A 14,068-nucleotide genomic window follows, 5' to 3' on the forward strand; every position below is an offset into this window, starting at 1 on the left:
CTGATGAGCCAACCGTTCGACGTCGCTGAACTCGCCGCGACATACGCCAACAAGTCCGCCCAGGACATTCTCAAGCTGGCCTTTTCCCAGTTTGGCGATGACCTGTGGATATCTTTCAGCGGCGCGGAAGACGTGGTGCTGGTGGACATGGCCTGGAAACTGAACAAGAACGTCAAGGTCTTCAGCCTGGACACCGGCCGCCTGCACCCGGAGACCTACCGCTTTATCGATCAGGTGCGCGAGCACTACAAGATCGATATCGAGCTGATCTCCCCGGATCACAATGAGCTCGAGCCTTTCGTCAAGGCCAAGGGCCTGTTCAGCTTCTACAAGGACAACCACGGCGAATGCTGCGGCATCCGCAAGATCGCACCGCTGCGCCGCAAGTTGTCCGGGGTCAGCGCCTGGGCCACCGGCCAGCGTCGCGACCAGAGCCCGGGCACCCGCAGCCAGGTGGCGGCGCTGGAAATCGACAGCGCCTTCTCCACCCCGGAACGCACCCTGTACAAGTTCAACCCGCTGGCGCAGATGAGCAGCGAAGAGATCTGGGGTTATATCCGCATGCTCGAACTGCCCTACAACAGCCTGCATGAGCGCGGCTTTATCAGCATCGGCTGCGAGCCCTGCACCCGTCCGGTGCTGCCGAACCAGCACGAACGCGAAGGCCGCTGGTGGTGGGAAGAAGCCACGCAGAAGGAATGTGGCCTGCACTCCGGTAACCTGATCGCCAAGATCTGAAGGCCGGACACGGTCCTTGTAGGAGCCTGGCTTGCCAGCGAAGAGGCCAGCGAGAACACTAAAAGCTTCGCGGGCAAGCCCTGCTCCTACAGGTGACGTGTAGCCTTCAAGATTGCGTTCCAACACCGACAAAAAAGCCCCGAACCAGTCGGGGCTTTTTCATGTTCGGCTGACTCAGTGCACCGGCAGCTCGACACCATCGAACAGCTCTTCCAGTTCCTGCTTGTTGTGGCACTGGATGGCCTTGGCCATGACCTCACGGGTCAGGTGCGGCGCAAACTTCTCGATGAAGTCGCACATGAAACCGCGCAGGAAAGTGCCGCGACGGAAACCGATCTTGGTCACGCTGGACTCGAACAACTCGCTGGCATCGAGCACCACCAGGTCCTTGTCGAGTACCGGGTCCACCGCCATCTTGGCGACGATACCAACGCCCAGGCCCAGGCGTACATAGGTCTTGATCACGTCGGCGTCCGCCGCGGTGAACACCACCTTGGGGGTCAGGCCGCGATGGCTGAAGGCCTCGTCCAGCTTGGAACGCCCGGTGAAACCGAACACGTAGGTGACGATCGGGTATTCGGCCAGGGTTTCCAGGGTCAGCTTCGGCAGCTTGGTCAGTGGGTGGCCCTGGGGCACGACCACGCAACGGTTCCAGCGATAGCACGGCATCATCACCAGATCGCCGAACAGCTCCAGGGCTTCGGTGGCAATGGCGAAATCCACGGTACCGTCGGCGGCCATCTCGGCGATCTGCATCGGCGAGCCCTGGTGCATGTGCAGGGCCACGTCCGGGTATTGCTTGATAAAGCTGCTGATCACCGGCGGCAAGGCATAACGCGCCTGGGTGTGGGTGGTGGCGATCGACAGGGTGCCTTTCTTCTCGTTGGAGAATTCCTGGGCGATCTGCTTGATGCTCTCGACCTTGCGCAGGATCTCGCCGGCCGTGGTGATGATACGTTCACCGGCTGGCGTGACGCGGGTCAGGTGCTTGCCGCTACGGGCGAAGACTTCGACACCCAGCTCGTCTTCGAGGAGGCGGATCTGTTTGCTGATACCCGGCTGAGAGGTGTAAAGGCTTTGCGCGGTCGCGGAAACGTTGAGGTCGTGGTGCGCCACTTCCCAGATGTAGCGCAGTTGTTGAAGCTTCATATGTATCCCTCAAAGCAGGTAAACGCCGCAGTAACAGCGGCGATATATAACTATATGAATGGTTTGAAGAATAAATCTAGAACTTTTTTATCAAAACCCTGACTTTCCGACTCAGACATCGCCATAGCGACGGCGTTGCAACAGCGGCACCAGGTAAACCGGCACCTGGGCCAACTGCAGGACCCGCGCGGCGGTGCGCCCCAAATGCGCCTCGCTACCAGTGCCATGGCTATGGCTGCCGACGATCAACAGGTCCACCGAGAGAGCCCGGGCCTGTTCGAGAATGACCTGCGAAGGATCGCCCTGGAGCACCTTGATCGACTGGATCATGCTCAGGTCCTGCAGCCCGTCGGCACACTCCTCGCGAAAGCTGTCGAGCACCCGCTGCTCAATGGTCGCCATCACGGTGTTAAGACCCTGGCTGTGAAATTCGTTCAATGCCTGCTCGTCCAGGTAGCTCTGCAACACCGACTCGGCGAACAACCCCATCGGCTCGACGGCGTGCACCACATACAAATCGGCCTTGAACGTCCGCGCCAACTCGAGGGCATGCTGCATGACATAAGGCGCATACAGACCGAGGTCGGTGGCGTACAACATCGAACGGATCATGGGGCCTCCTCGACTGCCAGAATGGCGGAGTTCAGTTGAGCTTAGCAGCGCCCCGCAGACCTCGGAGCACGGCTGGTCGGGCCGGCCCCGCTGCTCATCCTTGAAGAAACCCGATCTTGAAAACACCTGAAACCTGTAGGAGCGTGGCTTGCCCGCGAAGAGGGCCGCATGATCGACGCAAGGCTCAAGGGCCTCTTCGCGGGCAAGCCCGACTCCTACAGGAGCGCATTCAATCCTGGCGATTGTTCGCGTCGATAAAGGCCAGGGCCTGGTACAGGGCTCGGATCTTCGGCAACTCGCAACCGGCGGCACTTGCCGCGGCCAGCGGACGCCCATAGACGGCGTCCAATTCAAGCGCCCGCTTATGGACAAAGTCGTGGTACATGCTCGGCCAATAGTCCGGCATCTTTTCCGTCACCTTGAACAGGTGCTCGGCGTAGCCGGCCGGCAGCTCATGACCGCAGGCCTGGGCGCCTTGCACCACCTCGGCCATCAGCGCCCGGACCAGTTCGCGGCTGCTGTCATCGCTCATCAACGGCGTGGTGCTGGCCCGCAACAACACCGACAGACCGTTGTAAGGCACGTTCCACACCAGCTTCTGCCAGCGCGCCTGCTGCAGGTTGGCCATGGCCTGGGACTCGATGCCCGCGGCATGGAACAGAGCGGCGCCCTCTTCGACCAGGGCCTGGCGAGCCGTCGCATCATCGAGCAACGGGCCACTGTGATAACCGATGTTCACCGCGCCGAGGGCCTGGTGCACGATGGTCCCGGGGCCGGCACGGTGCACGCAGATAAAGCACAGCCCGCCCAACAGATGCAGGGACCCGGGCAACAGCGCACGCAGTTCATCCTCCACATCGAGGCCGTTCTGCAGCACCAGCACCTTCGCCCCCGGTGCCGCGGCCTGGGCAATCAGCGGCGCGAGACTGGCGTTGCTGGTGGTCTTGGCGCCCACCAGCAACCAGTCGCAGGGCGGCATGTCGGCGGCCTGGGCATAGGCCTGCACATTCTGCAAATGCAGGGCACCGTGCACCGCACTGTCGATCCGCAAGCCGTCCCCGGCCACCGCCGAAAACTCGCTGCGCAACAGAAAATGCACGTCAAAGCCGGCCCGGGCCAGCATCACACCGTAATACCCACCGATCGCACCGGTGCCGATAATGCCGATACGCGGCCTGCTCGCTGAACCTGTCATGGCAACTCCTCTGGTACAAGACTCAAGGCCTGCCGAACCCCGTCGGCAAGCTCGTTCACGGCCAGGCGTGACTGCACAGCTCCATGAAAACCAGCGTCCTTGACCACAAACAGCGCCGGCAGATGAAACACCCCGTAACGCTGCACCGCCCCGCCGTTGTCGCCCGCATCGATCCAGCACAAGCGCTCGACCGGTAAGGCCAGGGTCGGCAATACCTCCCGGGCGAAACGGCAGGAGGCACAGCCGACACTGGTGAATATCAGCAATGAAACACCTGGCAAGTCCAATAGATTCCGGTCGATATCAAAATCCGTCAACTCCAGGCTCTTCACTATACTGTTGGAAAGTTTTTCCACTGACCGACGCAGGGAGTCGTTGTTCATGGTGCGCTTTCTTCCTCATCCCGATGACGTTCCCGTCACATTGACCCTGTTTGAGCACTCCTGCATTTCTCTTCACCAACTCGACCGCATCAGCCTGGGCGGTGTCTCCTGCTATTCACCGCGTGGCTGGCGCAAAGGCTCGGCGTTGCAAATGTGCATTCCCAGCCTCGGTGCCAGCGCCTGTTATCCGGGCTACGTGGCCTGGTGCCTGAAACGCAAGCACGGCTACCGGGTGGGCATTGCCTTTGTCGACGAACAAACCCTGTTCGGCGCGCGCATGGGCGAGCAGGTCTGCCAGATCGAACGCTACCAGCGAACCCGCCAGCAACAAAGCAAAGATCGGCAAAACATCGAAGTCATCGCCCAGGAATGGGTTCGCGAACACGCCAGCGACTTCTCCCAAGCCAGCCTGGAGCGCCCTTATGTGCGAGCTTTACTCGATTAAACCGGCCAGGCCATTGCCCGCCCCCCGCCTAACGCGCTAAGGTTCTGCTCCCCGACGCGCTTAAATCTGCTGCGCTCCGCCGCGCGGGGATCGCTGGCGGCCGGCATCCGTGACCTGACGAGTAACACGATGGCTGATTTACCGATCAACGACCTTAACGTCGCCTCCAACGAGACGCTGATCACTCCCGATCAGCTCAAGCGTGATATTCCCCTGAGCGAGAGCGCCCTGCGCACCGTGACCAAAGGTCGCGAGGTGATCCGCAATATTCTCGATGGCACTGACCATCGCCTGTTCGTCGTCATCGGGCCTTGCTCGATCCACGACATCAAGGCTGCCCACGAATACGCCGAACGCCTGAAAGTCCTGGCCGCCGAAGTGTCCGACAGCCTGTACCTGGTGATGCGCGTGTATTTCGAGAAGCCGCGTACCACCGTCGGCTGGAAGGGCCTGATCAACGACCCTTACCTGGATGACTCCTTCAAGATCCAGGACGGCCTGCATATCGGTCGCAAGCTGCTGCTGGACCTGGCGGAAATGGGCCTGCCCACCGCCACCGAAGCCCTTGACCCGATCTCGCCGCAGTACCTGCAGGATCTGATCAGTTGGTCGGCCATCGGCGCGCGCACCACCGAATCCCAGACCCACCGCGAAATGGCCTCGGGCCTGTCCTCGGCCGTGGGCTTCAAGAACGGTACCGACGGCGGCCTGACCGTGGCGATCAACGCCCTGCAGTCGGTATCCAGCCCCCATCGCTTCCTCGGCATCAACCAGGAAGGCGGCGTGTCCATCGTCACCACCAAGGGCAACGCCTACGGTCACGTGGTCCTGCGCGGCGGCAACGGCAAGCCGAACTATGACTCGGTCAGTGTCGCGGTCTGCGAACAGGCGCTGGCCAAGGCCAAGATCAAGGCCAACATCATGGTCGATTGCAGCCACGCCAACTCCAACAAGGACCCGGCCCTGCAACCGCTGGTGATGGAGAACGTCGCCAACCAGATCCTCGAAGGCAACCAGTCGATCATCGGCCTGATGGTCGAGAGCCACCTGAACTGGGGTTGCCAGGCGATTCCGAAAGACCTCGCCGACCTGCAATACGGCGTGTCGATCACCGATGCCTGCATCGACTGGAGCGCCACCGAAAAAACCCTGCGCAGCATGCATGCCAAGCTCAAGGACGTGTTGCCCAAGCGTCAGCGCGGCTGACCGGACACGCAGACGCGAAAACGCCGGGCATTGCCCGGCGTTTTTGTGTGCGTCGTGGACTCAGATCTTCGCGGCATGCCGCTGATGACGTTCCATGTAACGCTCGACATAGGAGCAGGAAGGAATCACCGTGTAACCCATCTGGTCGGCATAGGCCAGCGCCTGTTCGGTCAGCGCCGCCGCAATCCCGCGGCCGCGCAAGGCGTTCGGCACGAAGGTACGGTAGATATCCAGGGTCTGCTTACCCAGGTCCATATAGGTCAGGTAGGCACGATGACCGTCCACATTGGTCTCGAATTGATGACCTGCCTGGTCATGGTGGATGGACAACGCCTCGCTCATCACTACTCCTCGCGGGTCTTGGATTCTGACCCTACCTTACATGTTTTTCCGACGAAGGTATCATCCAGCTCTGTACGAAAAATCGATACAGCAGCCAAATCATCACAAATATCCTACGCCGCCCCGTGCCTGGTTGGACAACGAGAAGAGCCGACAGCTCCCGAACAAGTGGGCACCTGACAGATAGTAGGCGTCCTGCCCGCCCTGCTCAAGACACGCTCGTCATATGGTCCGACCGGCTCATGGTAGCCCGGCCAAACGGGCCCTTTCGCTGAAAAACCTGAACAGCGGCTGAAGATTGCCGGAATGTTATGTTGTAAGACGAACAGTGCTTCTTAAAGTCACTTTTCAATTGGCAAAGATGCCTCCCCGCCCTGCCGACGGTGGAAGAAAAGAGTCATTCGCCGCGACTAGCGCGACGCGTGTATGAGCAGTGGACAGTCCCTGTGACTGGCACACTAGTGCAGATTGGACTTGCCCAAAGCGCCCGAATCACGCCCGGTTGCTGCACATTTTTTATACAGGATGATGAAAAGTTAGCTGAAAATATTCTCTTCCAAAAATTTTTTTTGCTTCTTGCGTTACGTCAGTTTACTTACTACAAGTAATGGGTAGTATGTATGCCGACTATATCCCCACTCTGGGGAGATGGTTATTAATAGAAAGTCCTTGAAGGGGAACACGATGAACAACGTTCTGAAATTCTCTGCTCTGGCCCTGGCCGCCGTTCTGGCCACTGGTTGCAGCAGCGCATCCAAAGAAACTGAAGCCCGTCTGACTGCTACTGAAGACGCTTCTGCTCGTGCCCAGGCTCGTGCTGATGAAGCCTACCGCAAAGCTGATGAAGCTCTGGCTGCTGCTCAAAAAGCACAACAGACTGCTGACGAAGCTAACGAGCGCGCTCTGCGTATGCTCGAAAAAGCAAGCAAGAAGTAATAATCCCTCGGGGTTGTTATCAAGCCGATCCATTACTGGATCGGCTTTTTTTTGCCTGGCAGAAAGTGGTCGGCGCGCAGGCATAAAAAACCCGCCAGGGCCTCAAGGCCCGGGCGGGTCGTTTACAACGCCCTTACTGCTGCAGATCGGGCGCGTTGGAGACCATCGACGGCGCACCGGGCACGGCGATTTCGGTCGGCAGGCCATCTTCGGCCGCTACCACGTCACGCACTTCATCCCAGTTGACCCGCAGGTTGTTCGCCAGGTCTTCACGCTTGAGCAAGGCATTGATCACCGCGGTGTGCTTGTCGACCACCGAAGGGTTGCCGTTGTCGTCCAGCGGCGTATGGGCTTCCAGGAACACCTTGCCGCCGCTGACACCGAACTTGTAGGCATCGTTGATAATCCGCACCGAAGTGCCCACCGGCACCATGCCAGCCATCTCCAGCACGTTGTTGTTGTACATGCGGAAGCAACCGTGGCTGGTGCGGGTGCCGATGCCGAACTTCATGTTCGAACCGTGGATCAGATAGCCCGGCGTACCCAGGGTGAACTTGAACGGGCCCAGCGGATTGTCGGGACCGGCCGGCACCACGTTGGGCAGCGGATCACCCTCGGCGGCGTGCTCGGCCTTGATCGAGGCCGGAGGGGTCCAGGTCGGATTCGGGATCTTGGCGGTAATGGTGGTGTGGGCCACCGGCGAGCCCCAGCCTTCGCGACCAATCCCCAGCGGGAAGGTGTAGACCACATTCCGGCCTTTGGGGAAGTAGTACAGGCGATATTCGGCCAGGTTGATCACGATGCCTTCGCGCGGGCCCGGTGGCAGGATGAAGCGGGTCGGCAGGACGATATCGGTCCCCGCGCCCGGCAACCAGGCATCGACGCCCGGGTTGGCCGCGACCATTTCCGAATAACCCAGGTCGTAGGTGGTCCCGAGGTCAGCGAAGGTGTCCTCGTACTTGGCCTTGATCACCTGGACCTGGCCGACGATGTCCTCGCCAGGCGGTGGCAGCGGCAGTTCCAGGGCCGAAACGGGACCTGCCACACAGAGGGCGGCAACAGACAGGCAACGGGTGACGGCGGGAAAGCGCGATAACATCCGGGACATCCTTCGCATGATCGACGTAAGTAAACAGACAGCAATTGTACACCGACAGCGCACCTGCAAGGGAGATGCCACGCCGGGACAATCGTAACGAGACAGGTACGGTACAGGTTGCCGGGGCTCAGAGCTCGAAGCGCAGTTCCGGCCAGATCGGCGGCGTACCGCGCTTCTGCGACTCGAGAATTGCCCGGCACAGGGGGCACAGGCGCTGGTCCTGGAAAATCGAGCGGTCCACCCCCGACCAGCGCGGCTGGGCCGGCAACAGCGTGCCGCAGAGCGTCCGGTCGGCCGAGCCGCCGAGTTCCAACTGCCGGGTGACCAGGTGCACGCGTACTTCCTGACAGGCGAACAGATCGAGCTGCTCGTCGGGTTCGATCAGTTGGTAGGCAAACAAGGACCAGGCGGGACGCTGCATCGGGGGCTCCAAATCGGGGCGCCACATTAGCCCAAAGCCGGCCGCTAGAAAAGCTCAAAGCAGCGGTTTCAACCTCGGCCAGACATTATCGAGCAACATCCCCTGCCCTGCGGGTGCCGGGTGAATCCCGTCAGCCTGCATCAGTTCGGGATGGCCGCCGATGCCTTCGAGGAAAAACGGCACCAGGGCGACGTGTTTTTCCTCGGCCAGCTCACCATAGACCTTGGCAAAGGCCTGGGTGTAGCGCTGACCATAATTGGGCGGAATCTGCATCCCCAGCAACAGCACTTTTGCACCCGTGGCCTGGGACTTGTCGATCATCGATGCAAGATTTTGTTTCAATTGCGCCGGCAGCTGCCCACGCAGGCCATCGTTGCCGCCCAACTCGAGCACCACCACCTGCGGTTTATGCTCTGCAAGCAGCGCCGGCAGCCGCGCCTGGCCCCCCGCACTGGTGTCGCCACTGATGGACGCATTGACCACCTGGTCGGCAAAACCCTCGGTCTTCAGACGCTTTTCCAGCAGGGCGACCCATCCCACGCGGGTATCCAGGCCGAAACCTGCGCTGATACTATCGCCCACGATCAGCACTGTACCCGCCGCCGCGTTCTGGGCCATGCACATCAAGGCCAGGCCGGCACTCAAAAACCACACTCGCATCGGATTCTCCATGGGCGAAAGTATTCTCACCGCGCAGAACCTTAGCAAAGTGGTTCCCAGCACGGAAGGTGAACTGACTATCCTGCACCCCTTGAGCCTGACATTGAACAAGGGCGACAGCCTGGCCATCGTCGGTGCCTCGGGTTCGGGCAAATCGACCCTGCTGGGCCTGCTCGCCGGCCTCGACCTGCCCAGCGCCGGCGAAGTCACCCTGGCCGGTCGGGCCCTGAGCACACTGGACGAAGACCAGCGCGCGCGGATCCGCGCCGAACACGTCGGCTTCGTGTTCCAGAGCTTCCAACTGCTGGACAGCCTCAATGCCCTGGAAAACGTCATGCTGCCCCTGGAGCTGGACGGCCGTAGCGACGCCCGCGAACGCGCCCGCGACCTGCTCGAACGGGTCGGCCTGGGCCAGCGCCTGACCCACTCGCCACGCCAGCTGTCCGGCGGCGAGCAGCAACGGGTGGCAATCGCCCGGGCCTTTGCCGCCGAACCCGATGTACTGTTCGCCGACGAACCCACCGGCAACCTCGACAGCCATACCGGCGAGCGCATCAGCGACCTGCTCTTCGAACTCAATCAGGAACGCGGCACCACCCTGGTGCTGGTGACCCACGACGAACGCCTGGCCCATCGCTGCCGGCGCCTGATCCGTCTTGACGCCGGCCATCTGGTCGGCCCCCTGGAGCCTTGATGGCACGCCTGCCGCTGTTGCGCCTGTTCAGCCTCGCCACCCGCCAGCTCCTGCGCGATGCCCGCGCCGGTGAACTGCGGGTGCTGTTCTTCGCCTTGCTGGTGGCGGTCGCGGCCAGCACCGCCATCGGCTACTTCGGCGCGCGCCTGAACGGCGCGATGTTGCTGCGGGCCACCGAATTCCTCGCCGCCGACCTGGTGCTCGACGGCACCTCCGGCGCCCGTCCGGAACAGATCCAGGCCGGCCGCGACCTGGGGCTTGAACATGCGCGGGCGGTCGAGTTCTCCAGCGTGATCGCCACCGACACCGGCATCCAACTGTCGAGCATCAAGGCCGCCGACGAACACTACCCGCTGCGCGGCGCACTCAAGAGCGCCGCCGCGCCGTTCGGCGTCGAAACCGCCGGCGGCGGACCGGCACCCGGCGAGGCCTGGGTCGAAGCACGGCTGTTGACCGCGCTGGACCTGAAGATCGGCGACAGCATCGACGTCGGCATGAAAACCGTGCGCCTGGCCCGGGTCCTGACCTATGAGCCGGATCGCTCCGTCAACTTCTACAGCCTGACCCCGCGGGTGCTGATCAACCTCGCCGACCTCGACGCCACCGGCGTGGTCCAGCCCGGCAGCCGGGTCGACTACCGCGAACTGTGGCGCGGTCCGGCGAACGCCCTGGCGGCCTATCGCGAATCGATCACCCCTGGCCTGGCGGCGAACCAGCGCCTGCTCGATGCCCGCGACGGCAACCGGCAGATCGGCGGCGCCCTGGGCAAGGCCGAGCGTTACCTGAATATGGCCAGCCTGGTGGCGGTGCTGCTCTCCGGCGTCGCCGTGGCCCTCAGCGCCAGCCGTTTCGCCGCCCGGCGCTTCGACGCCAGTGCCCTGCTGCGCTGCCTGGGCCTGTCACGCCGGGAAACCATGACCCTGTTCAGCCTGCAACTGGCGATGCTCGGCGTGTTGGCCAGTGTCTGCGGCGCCCTGCTCGGCTGGCTGGCCCAACTGGGCCTGTTCGCCCTGCTCCATGACCTGCTGCCCGCCGACGTTCCGCCGGGCGGGCTGATGCCGGCGCTCGCCGGTATCGGCACCGGCCTGGTGGCGCTGGCCGGGTTCGCCCTGCCGCCCCTGGCCGCCCTCGGCCGGGTGCCGCCGCTGCGGGTACTGCGCCGCGACCTGCTGCCGATCCCGGCCAGCACCTGGCTGGTCTACGGCGCGGCCTTGCTCGCACTGGGCCTGATCATGTGGCGCCTGAGCCTGGACCTGCTGCTGACCTTCGCCCTGCTCGGTGGCGGGGTGATCGCCGCGCTGGTGCTCGGCGGACTGCTGCTGCTCGGACTGCAAAGCCTGCGCCGACTGCTGGCCGGGGCCTCGTTGCCGTGGCGCCTGGGCCTGGGCCAGTTGCTGCGCCATCCGCTGGCGGCGGCCGGGCAGTCCCTGGCATTCGGCCTGATCCTGCTGTCCATGGCCCTGATCGCCCTGCTGCGCGGCGAATTGCTCGACACCTGGCAAAACCAGTTGCCGAAAAACGCGCCGAACTATTTCGCCCTGAATATCCTGCCGGCGGACAAGGACGGTTTTCGCGACCACCTGATCCAGCTCGCGGCCAAGTCGGCGCCGATCTACCCGGTGGTGCCCGGCCGGCTGATCAGCATCAACGGCACACCGGTACAGGAGATCGTCAGCAAGGATTCCGGCGGCGATCGCGCCACCCAGCGCGACCTGAGCCTGACCTGGGCCGCCGACCTGCCGCCGGGCAACACCCTGACCGAAGGCAGTTGGTGGTCGGACAAACCCAGCGGGGACATTCCCGGTGTCTCGGTGGAAACCAAGGTTGCCCAGAGCCTGAAGCTCAAGCTCGGCGATCACCTGGTGTTCAGCGTCGGCGGGGCCAATCGCGAGGCCGTGGTCACCAGCCTGCGGACCATCAACTGGGACAACTTCCAGCCGAACTTCTTCATGATCTTCCAGCCCGGCACCCTGCAGGACTTGCCGGCGACCTACCTGACCAGCTTCTACCTGGCACCGGGGCACGACAAGGACGTCGTCGAACTGTCCCGGGCCTTCCCGGCAGTAACCATCTTGCAGGTGGAAGCCCTGCTGGAGCAGCTGCGCAGTATCCTGGCGCAGGTGACCATTGCCGTGGAGTACGTGCTGCTGTTCGTCCTGGCGGCGGGCATGGCCGTGCTGTTCTCCGGCTTGCAGGCGACCCTCGACGAACGCATCCGCCAAGGTGCGCTGCTGCGGGCACTGGGGGCCGAGCGAAAACTGCTGGTCAAGGCACGACGGATCGAGTTCGGCCTGCTGGGCGCGGCCAGCGGCCTGTTGGCAGCCCTCGGCACGGAACTGGTGAGCTGGGTGCTCTACAGGTTCGCCTTCGACCTGCCCTGGCACCTGCATCCGTGGCTGTTGCTGCTGCCGTTGATCGGTGCGGTGATGGTCGGCGGCGCCGGTGTGTTCGGCACCCGCCGGGCGCTGAATGTCAGCCCGCTGACAGTGCTGCGCGAGGGCTGATAGACTCAAGGTCTTGTTTCGCCAAGGGATACCAATGAGTCGCTACCGCCCACCCCGCACTGCCGGCACCGCCCTGATCACCCCCGAGGGCGAGGCCCGCATGCGCGCCGAGTTGCACGAGCTGTGGCATGTGCGCCGCCCCCAGGTCACCCAGTCGGTGAGCGAGGCGGCGGCCCAGGGCGATCGTTCGGAAAACGCCGAATACACCTATGGCAAGAAGATGCTGCGCGAGATCGACAGCCGCGTGCGCTTCCTGACCAAGCGTCTGGAAAGCCTGAAGGTGGTCGACGAACGGCCCAGCGACCTGAACAAGGTGTATTTCGGCGCCTGGGTCACCATCGAAGACGAAGACGGCAAGGAATCGCGCTATCGTATCGTCGGCCCGGACGAACTGGACCTCAAGCAGAACCTGATTAGTATCGATTCGCCACTGGCCCGGGCCCTGATCGGCAAGGCGCTGGATGCGGAGATCCGGGTGATGGCGCCCACTGGCGAGCAGTTGGTGTACGTCACCGCCATCGACTATCCCTGAACCTGCCGGCGGTCATGCCACCTGACGTCTCTAGCGCCGCGTGATCAACCCCTGCCGCGCCACGCGGGTCAGTTGTCGGATCACGGCTTCGGCGTGCTCGGCATCCGGCGCCTGGATCACCGCCAGATCAAAACTGTTATCGGCAAAGCGGGCCAGGGAGTCACCGTCCTCGACAAACTGGATCAGAAAAGCCGAGGCGCGACCCTTGCGTCGTGGCCAGCCGTCGAGATAACGCAGCAGCGTGGGCTGGTGTGTACCGCCGAGGAGGATTTTAGGGTTGCGAAAAGGCAGGCTCGCCGTGATCGGCGTCAGACGTACAACGGGGCGTGGGTTGTTCAAAGTGCGTGTCTCCACCTCAACGATCTGCCGGGCAGGTGTGAGGCAACACCGAACCAGCGCTTTAGCGGTATTTCGAAGCCTCTCTCAAGCTTCTGTCGGCGGTCTTTTGATCCACCTGGCGCCCCGCAAGTAGCTGTTTAAATCGGCGCATGTATTTATCCTAGAGAAGCCGGTGGCTGGCTGTCAAGAATCCTCCACAACGAACAAGCCCGCAAAAATGCGGGCTTGTCGTATTCGTGTGGGAGCCGGCTTGCTGGCGATGAGGCCAGTGAGCCTTGCATCGCCGGATCGGACGCTATCGCCGGCAAGCCAGCTCCATCGTCTGGATTCTACGAGCGGGCGATGGCCGCGTCCGCCGAGAGTTTGCCGGCACCTTCGATCAGTACCGCGAGTGTCCCGCCTAACAGGGCCAGGGCGAACTCATAACCATTGTTGGCCATGAACAGACCGTTGTGGATATGCACCGAGAAGATCGCCACCAGCAAGGTAAAGGTCAGGCCCAGCGCCGCCGGACGGGCCAACAGGCCGATGATCAGGGCCAGGCCGCCGAAGAACTCGGTGCCGCCCGCCAACAGGGCCATCAGGTGACCCGGTGCCAGGCCGATGCTCTCCATCCATTGCGCGGTGCCGGCCAGGCCGTAGCCGCCGAACAGGCCGAAGAGCTTCTGCGAACCGTGGGCGGCAAAGATGATCCCGACAAAAATCCGCAGGACAGTCAAGCCATAACCGGCGCGGGAGTTCAGAACGCGGTTGATCAGGGTGCTCATCGGTGAATCCTTTTTATGTAGGGGTTGATGGGCCTCATATTAATCA

At 62.5% G+C, this 14,068-nt stretch carries 17 protein-coding genes; 7 read left to right on the forward strand and 10 right to left on the reverse strand.

Annotated features, from left to right (window positions below):
- Positions 1 to 3 precede the first annotated feature (3 nt).
- Positions 4 to 738 (forward strand): phosphoadenylyl-sulfate reductase, encoded by a 735-nt coding sequence (locus M5C56_RS18920; RefSeq protein WP_100940816.1) that lies wholly within the window; start codon positions 4 to 6, stop codon positions 736 to 738.
- A gap of 174 nt (positions 739 to 912) precedes the next feature.
- Here M5C56_RS18920 and cysB read toward each other — a convergent pair whose 3' ends face one another.
- The 4 genes from cysB to M5C56_RS18940 form a co-directional block, all read right to left on the reverse strand.
- Positions 913 to 1,887, reverse strand: a complete 975-nt coding sequence (cysB, locus tag M5C56_RS18925; RefSeq protein WP_040065465.1) for an HTH-type transcriptional regulator CysB — start codon at positions 1,885 to 1,887, stop codon at positions 913 to 915.
- Positions 1,888 to 1,998: 111 nt separating this feature from the next.
- Positions 1,999 to 2,499, reverse strand: a complete 501-nt coding sequence (locus M5C56_RS18930; RefSeq protein ID WP_103497650.1) for a universal stress protein — start codon at positions 2,497 to 2,499, stop codon at positions 1,999 to 2,001.
- Between the two features lie 229 nt (positions 2,500 to 2,728).
- Entirely contained in the window at positions 2,729 to 3,694 is a 966-nt protein-coding gene (locus M5C56_RS18935; RefSeq protein WP_103497651.1) for a putative 2-dehydropantoate 2-reductase, read from the reverse strand.
- Positions 3,691 to 4,077 carry a thioredoxin gene (locus M5C56_RS18940; protein WP_103497652.1) on the reverse strand — a complete coding sequence of 129 codons (387 nt, stop codon included), beginning with the start codon at positions 4,075 to 4,077 and terminating at the stop codon, positions 3,691 to 3,693. The genes M5C56_RS18935 and M5C56_RS18940 overlap by 4 nt, the downstream gene beginning before the upstream one ends.
- On the opposite strand from M5C56_RS18940, the gene M5C56_RS18945 reads away from it, so the two are divergent.
- Together M5C56_RS18945 and M5C56_RS18950 are read left to right on the forward strand one after the other, a co-directional pair.
- Complete coding sequence (locus tag M5C56_RS18945; RefSeq protein ID WP_103497653.1) at positions 4,076 to 4,522, forward strand: PilZ domain-containing protein; 447 nt, start codon at positions 4,076 to 4,078, stop codon at positions 4,520 to 4,522. The genes M5C56_RS18940 and M5C56_RS18945 overlap by 2 nt on opposite strands.
- Positions 4,523 to 4,651: 129 nt before the next feature.
- Positions 4,652 to 5,728 carry a 3-deoxy-7-phosphoheptulonate synthase gene (locus M5C56_RS18950; RefSeq protein WP_103497654.1) on the forward strand — a complete coding sequence of 359 codons (1,077 nt, stop codon included), beginning with the start codon at positions 4,652 to 4,654 and terminating at the stop codon, positions 5,726 to 5,728.
- A gap of 60 nt (positions 5,729 to 5,788) precedes the next feature.
- Here M5C56_RS18950 and M5C56_RS18955 read toward each other — a convergent pair whose 3' ends face one another.
- Positions 5,789 to 6,070 (reverse strand): GNAT family N-acetyltransferase, encoded by a 282-nt coding sequence (locus M5C56_RS18955; RefSeq protein WP_040065473.1) that lies wholly within the window; start codon positions 6,068 to 6,070, stop codon positions 5,789 to 5,791.
- A gap of 684 nt (positions 6,071 to 6,754) precedes the next feature.
- Here M5C56_RS18955 and oprI point away from each other — a divergent pair.
- Positions 6,755 to 7,006, forward strand: a complete 252-nt coding sequence (oprI, locus tag M5C56_RS18960) for an outer membrane lipoprotei OprI (RefSeq protein WP_100940823.1) — start codon at positions 6,755 to 6,757, stop codon at positions 7,004 to 7,006.
- 133 nt (positions 7,007 to 7,139) lie between these two features.
- On the opposite strand, the gene M5C56_RS18965 is transcribed toward oprI, so the two are convergent.
- The 3 genes from M5C56_RS18965 to M5C56_RS18975 form a co-directional block, all read right to left on the reverse strand.
- The gene (locus M5C56_RS18965) at positions 7,140 to 8,105 is read right to left on the reverse strand and encodes a L,D-transpeptidase family protein (RefSeq protein ID WP_103497655.1); all 966 of its coding nucleotides are present in this window, start codon (positions 8,103 to 8,105) and stop codon (positions 7,140 to 7,142) included.
- A 127-nt stretch (positions 8,106 to 8,232) separates the two neighbouring features.
- Positions 8,233 to 8,526 carry a hypothetical protein gene (locus M5C56_RS18970; RefSeq protein ID WP_100940825.1) on the reverse strand — a complete coding sequence of 98 codons (294 nt, stop codon included), beginning with the start codon at positions 8,524 to 8,526 and terminating at the stop codon, positions 8,233 to 8,235.
- A 54-nt stretch (positions 8,527 to 8,580) separates the two neighbouring features.
- Positions 8,581 to 9,186, reverse strand: a complete 606-nt coding sequence (locus M5C56_RS18975; protein ID WP_103497656.1) for an arylesterase — start codon at positions 9,184 to 9,186, stop codon at positions 8,581 to 8,583.
- Between the two features lie 10 nt (positions 9,187 to 9,196).
- Between M5C56_RS18975 and M5C56_RS18980 the strand changes: the two genes are divergently transcribed.
- From M5C56_RS18980 to greB, 3 genes are read left to right on the forward strand one after another with little or no spacing between them, the layout of a single operon-like run.
- Positions 9,197 to 9,880, forward strand: a complete 684-nt coding sequence (locus tag M5C56_RS18980) for an ABC transporter ATP-binding protein (protein ID WP_103497657.1) — start codon at positions 9,197 to 9,199, stop codon at positions 9,878 to 9,880.
- Positions 9,880 to 12,384 (forward strand): ABC transporter permease, encoded by a 2,505-nt coding sequence (locus M5C56_RS18985; RefSeq protein WP_247263270.1) that lies wholly within the window; start codon positions 9,880 to 9,882, stop codon positions 12,382 to 12,384. The genes M5C56_RS18980 and M5C56_RS18985 overlap by 1 nt, the downstream gene beginning before the upstream one ends.
- A 34-nt stretch (positions 12,385 to 12,418) precedes the next feature.
- Entirely contained in the window at positions 12,419 to 12,916 is a 498-nt protein-coding gene (gene greB / locus M5C56_RS18990) for a transcription elongation factor GreB (protein ID WP_103498635.1), read from the forward strand.
- Between the two features lie 30 nt (positions 12,917 to 12,946).
- Here greB and M5C56_RS18995 read toward each other — a convergent pair whose 3' ends face one another.
- Together M5C56_RS18995 and M5C56_RS19000 are read right to left on the reverse strand one after the other, a co-directional pair.
- Positions 12,947 to 13,255: a class I SAM-dependent methyltransferase gene (locus tag M5C56_RS18995; protein WP_103498634.1), complete on the reverse strand. Its 309-nt coding sequence runs from the start codon at positions 13,253 to 13,255 to the stop codon at positions 12,947 to 12,949.
- Positions 13,256 to 13,584: 329 nt separating this feature from the next.
- Positions 13,585 to 14,022 (reverse strand): DoxX family protein, encoded by a 438-nt coding sequence (locus M5C56_RS19000; protein ID WP_103498632.1) that lies wholly within the window; start codon positions 14,020 to 14,022, stop codon positions 13,585 to 13,587.
- Positions 14,023 to 14,068 lie beyond the last annotated feature (46 nt).

Origin of the sequence: Pseudomonas sp. MWU13-2862, assembly GCF_023242495.1 — a bacterium.
Classification (GTDB): domain Bacteria; phylum Pseudomonadota; class Gammaproteobacteria; order Pseudomonadales; family Pseudomonadaceae; genus Aquipseudomonas; species Aquipseudomonas gingeri_D.

Excerpts from the sequence above, each read along its gene's own strand:
- M5C56_RS18920 (WP_100940816.1), top strand. The coding sequence starts at position 4 with ATGAGCCAACCGTTCGACGTCGCTGAACTCGCCGCGACATACGCCAAC.
- M5C56_RS18940 (WP_103497652.1), bottom strand. The coding sequence starts at position 4,077 with ATGAACAACGACTCCCTGCGTCGGTCAGTGGAAAAACTTTCCAACAGT.
- cysB (WP_040065465.1), bottom strand. The coding sequence starts at position 1,887 with ATGAAGCTTCAACAACTGCGCTACATCTGGGAAGTGGCGCACCACGAC.
- greB (WP_103498635.1), top strand. The coding sequence starts at position 12,419 with ATGAGTCGCTACCGCCCACCCCGCACTGCCGGCACCGCCCTGATCACC.
- oprI (WP_100940823.1), top strand. The coding sequence starts at position 6,755 with ATGAACAACGTTCTGAAATTCTCTGCTCTGGCCCTGGCCGCCGTTCTG.
- M5C56_RS18930 (WP_103497650.1), bottom strand. The coding sequence starts at position 2,499 with ATGATCCGTTCGATGTTGTACGCCACCGACCTCGGTCTGTATGCGCCT.
- M5C56_RS18970 (WP_100940825.1), bottom strand. The coding sequence starts at position 8,526 with ATGCAGCGTCCCGCCTGGTCCTTGTTTGCCTACCAACTGATCGAACCC.
- M5C56_RS18955 (WP_040065473.1), bottom strand. The coding sequence starts at position 6,070 with ATGAGCGAGGCGTTGTCCATCCACCATGACCAGGCAGGTCATCAATTC.
- M5C56_RS18935 (WP_103497651.1), bottom strand. The coding sequence starts at position 3,694 with ATGACAGGTTCAGCGAGCAGGCCGCGTATCGGCATTATCGGCACCGGT.
- M5C56_RS18975 (WP_103497656.1), bottom strand. The coding sequence starts at position 9,186 with ATGCGAGTGTGGTTTTTGAGTGCCGGCCTGGCCTTGATGTGCATGGCC.
- M5C56_RS18945 (WP_103497653.1), top strand. The coding sequence starts at position 4,076 with ATGGTGCGCTTTCTTCCTCATCCCGATGACGTTCCCGTCACATTGACC.
- M5C56_RS18950 (WP_103497654.1), top strand. The coding sequence starts at position 4,652 with ATGGCTGATTTACCGATCAACGACCTTAACGTCGCCTCCAACGAGACG.
- M5C56_RS18965 (WP_103497655.1), bottom strand. The coding sequence starts at position 8,105 with ATGTTATCGCGCTTTCCCGCCGTCACCCGTTGCCTGTCTGTTGCCGCC.
- M5C56_RS18985 (WP_247263270.1), top strand. The coding sequence starts at position 9,880 with ATGGCACGCCTGCCGCTGTTGCGCCTGTTCAGCCTCGCCACCCGCCAG.
- M5C56_RS18980 (WP_103497657.1), top strand. The coding sequence starts at position 9,197 with ATGGGCGAAAGTATTCTCACCGCGCAGAACCTTAGCAAAGTGGTTCCC.
- M5C56_RS19000 (WP_103498632.1), bottom strand. The coding sequence starts at position 14,022 with ATGAGCACCCTGATCAACCGCGTTCTGAACTCCCGCGCCGGTTATGGC.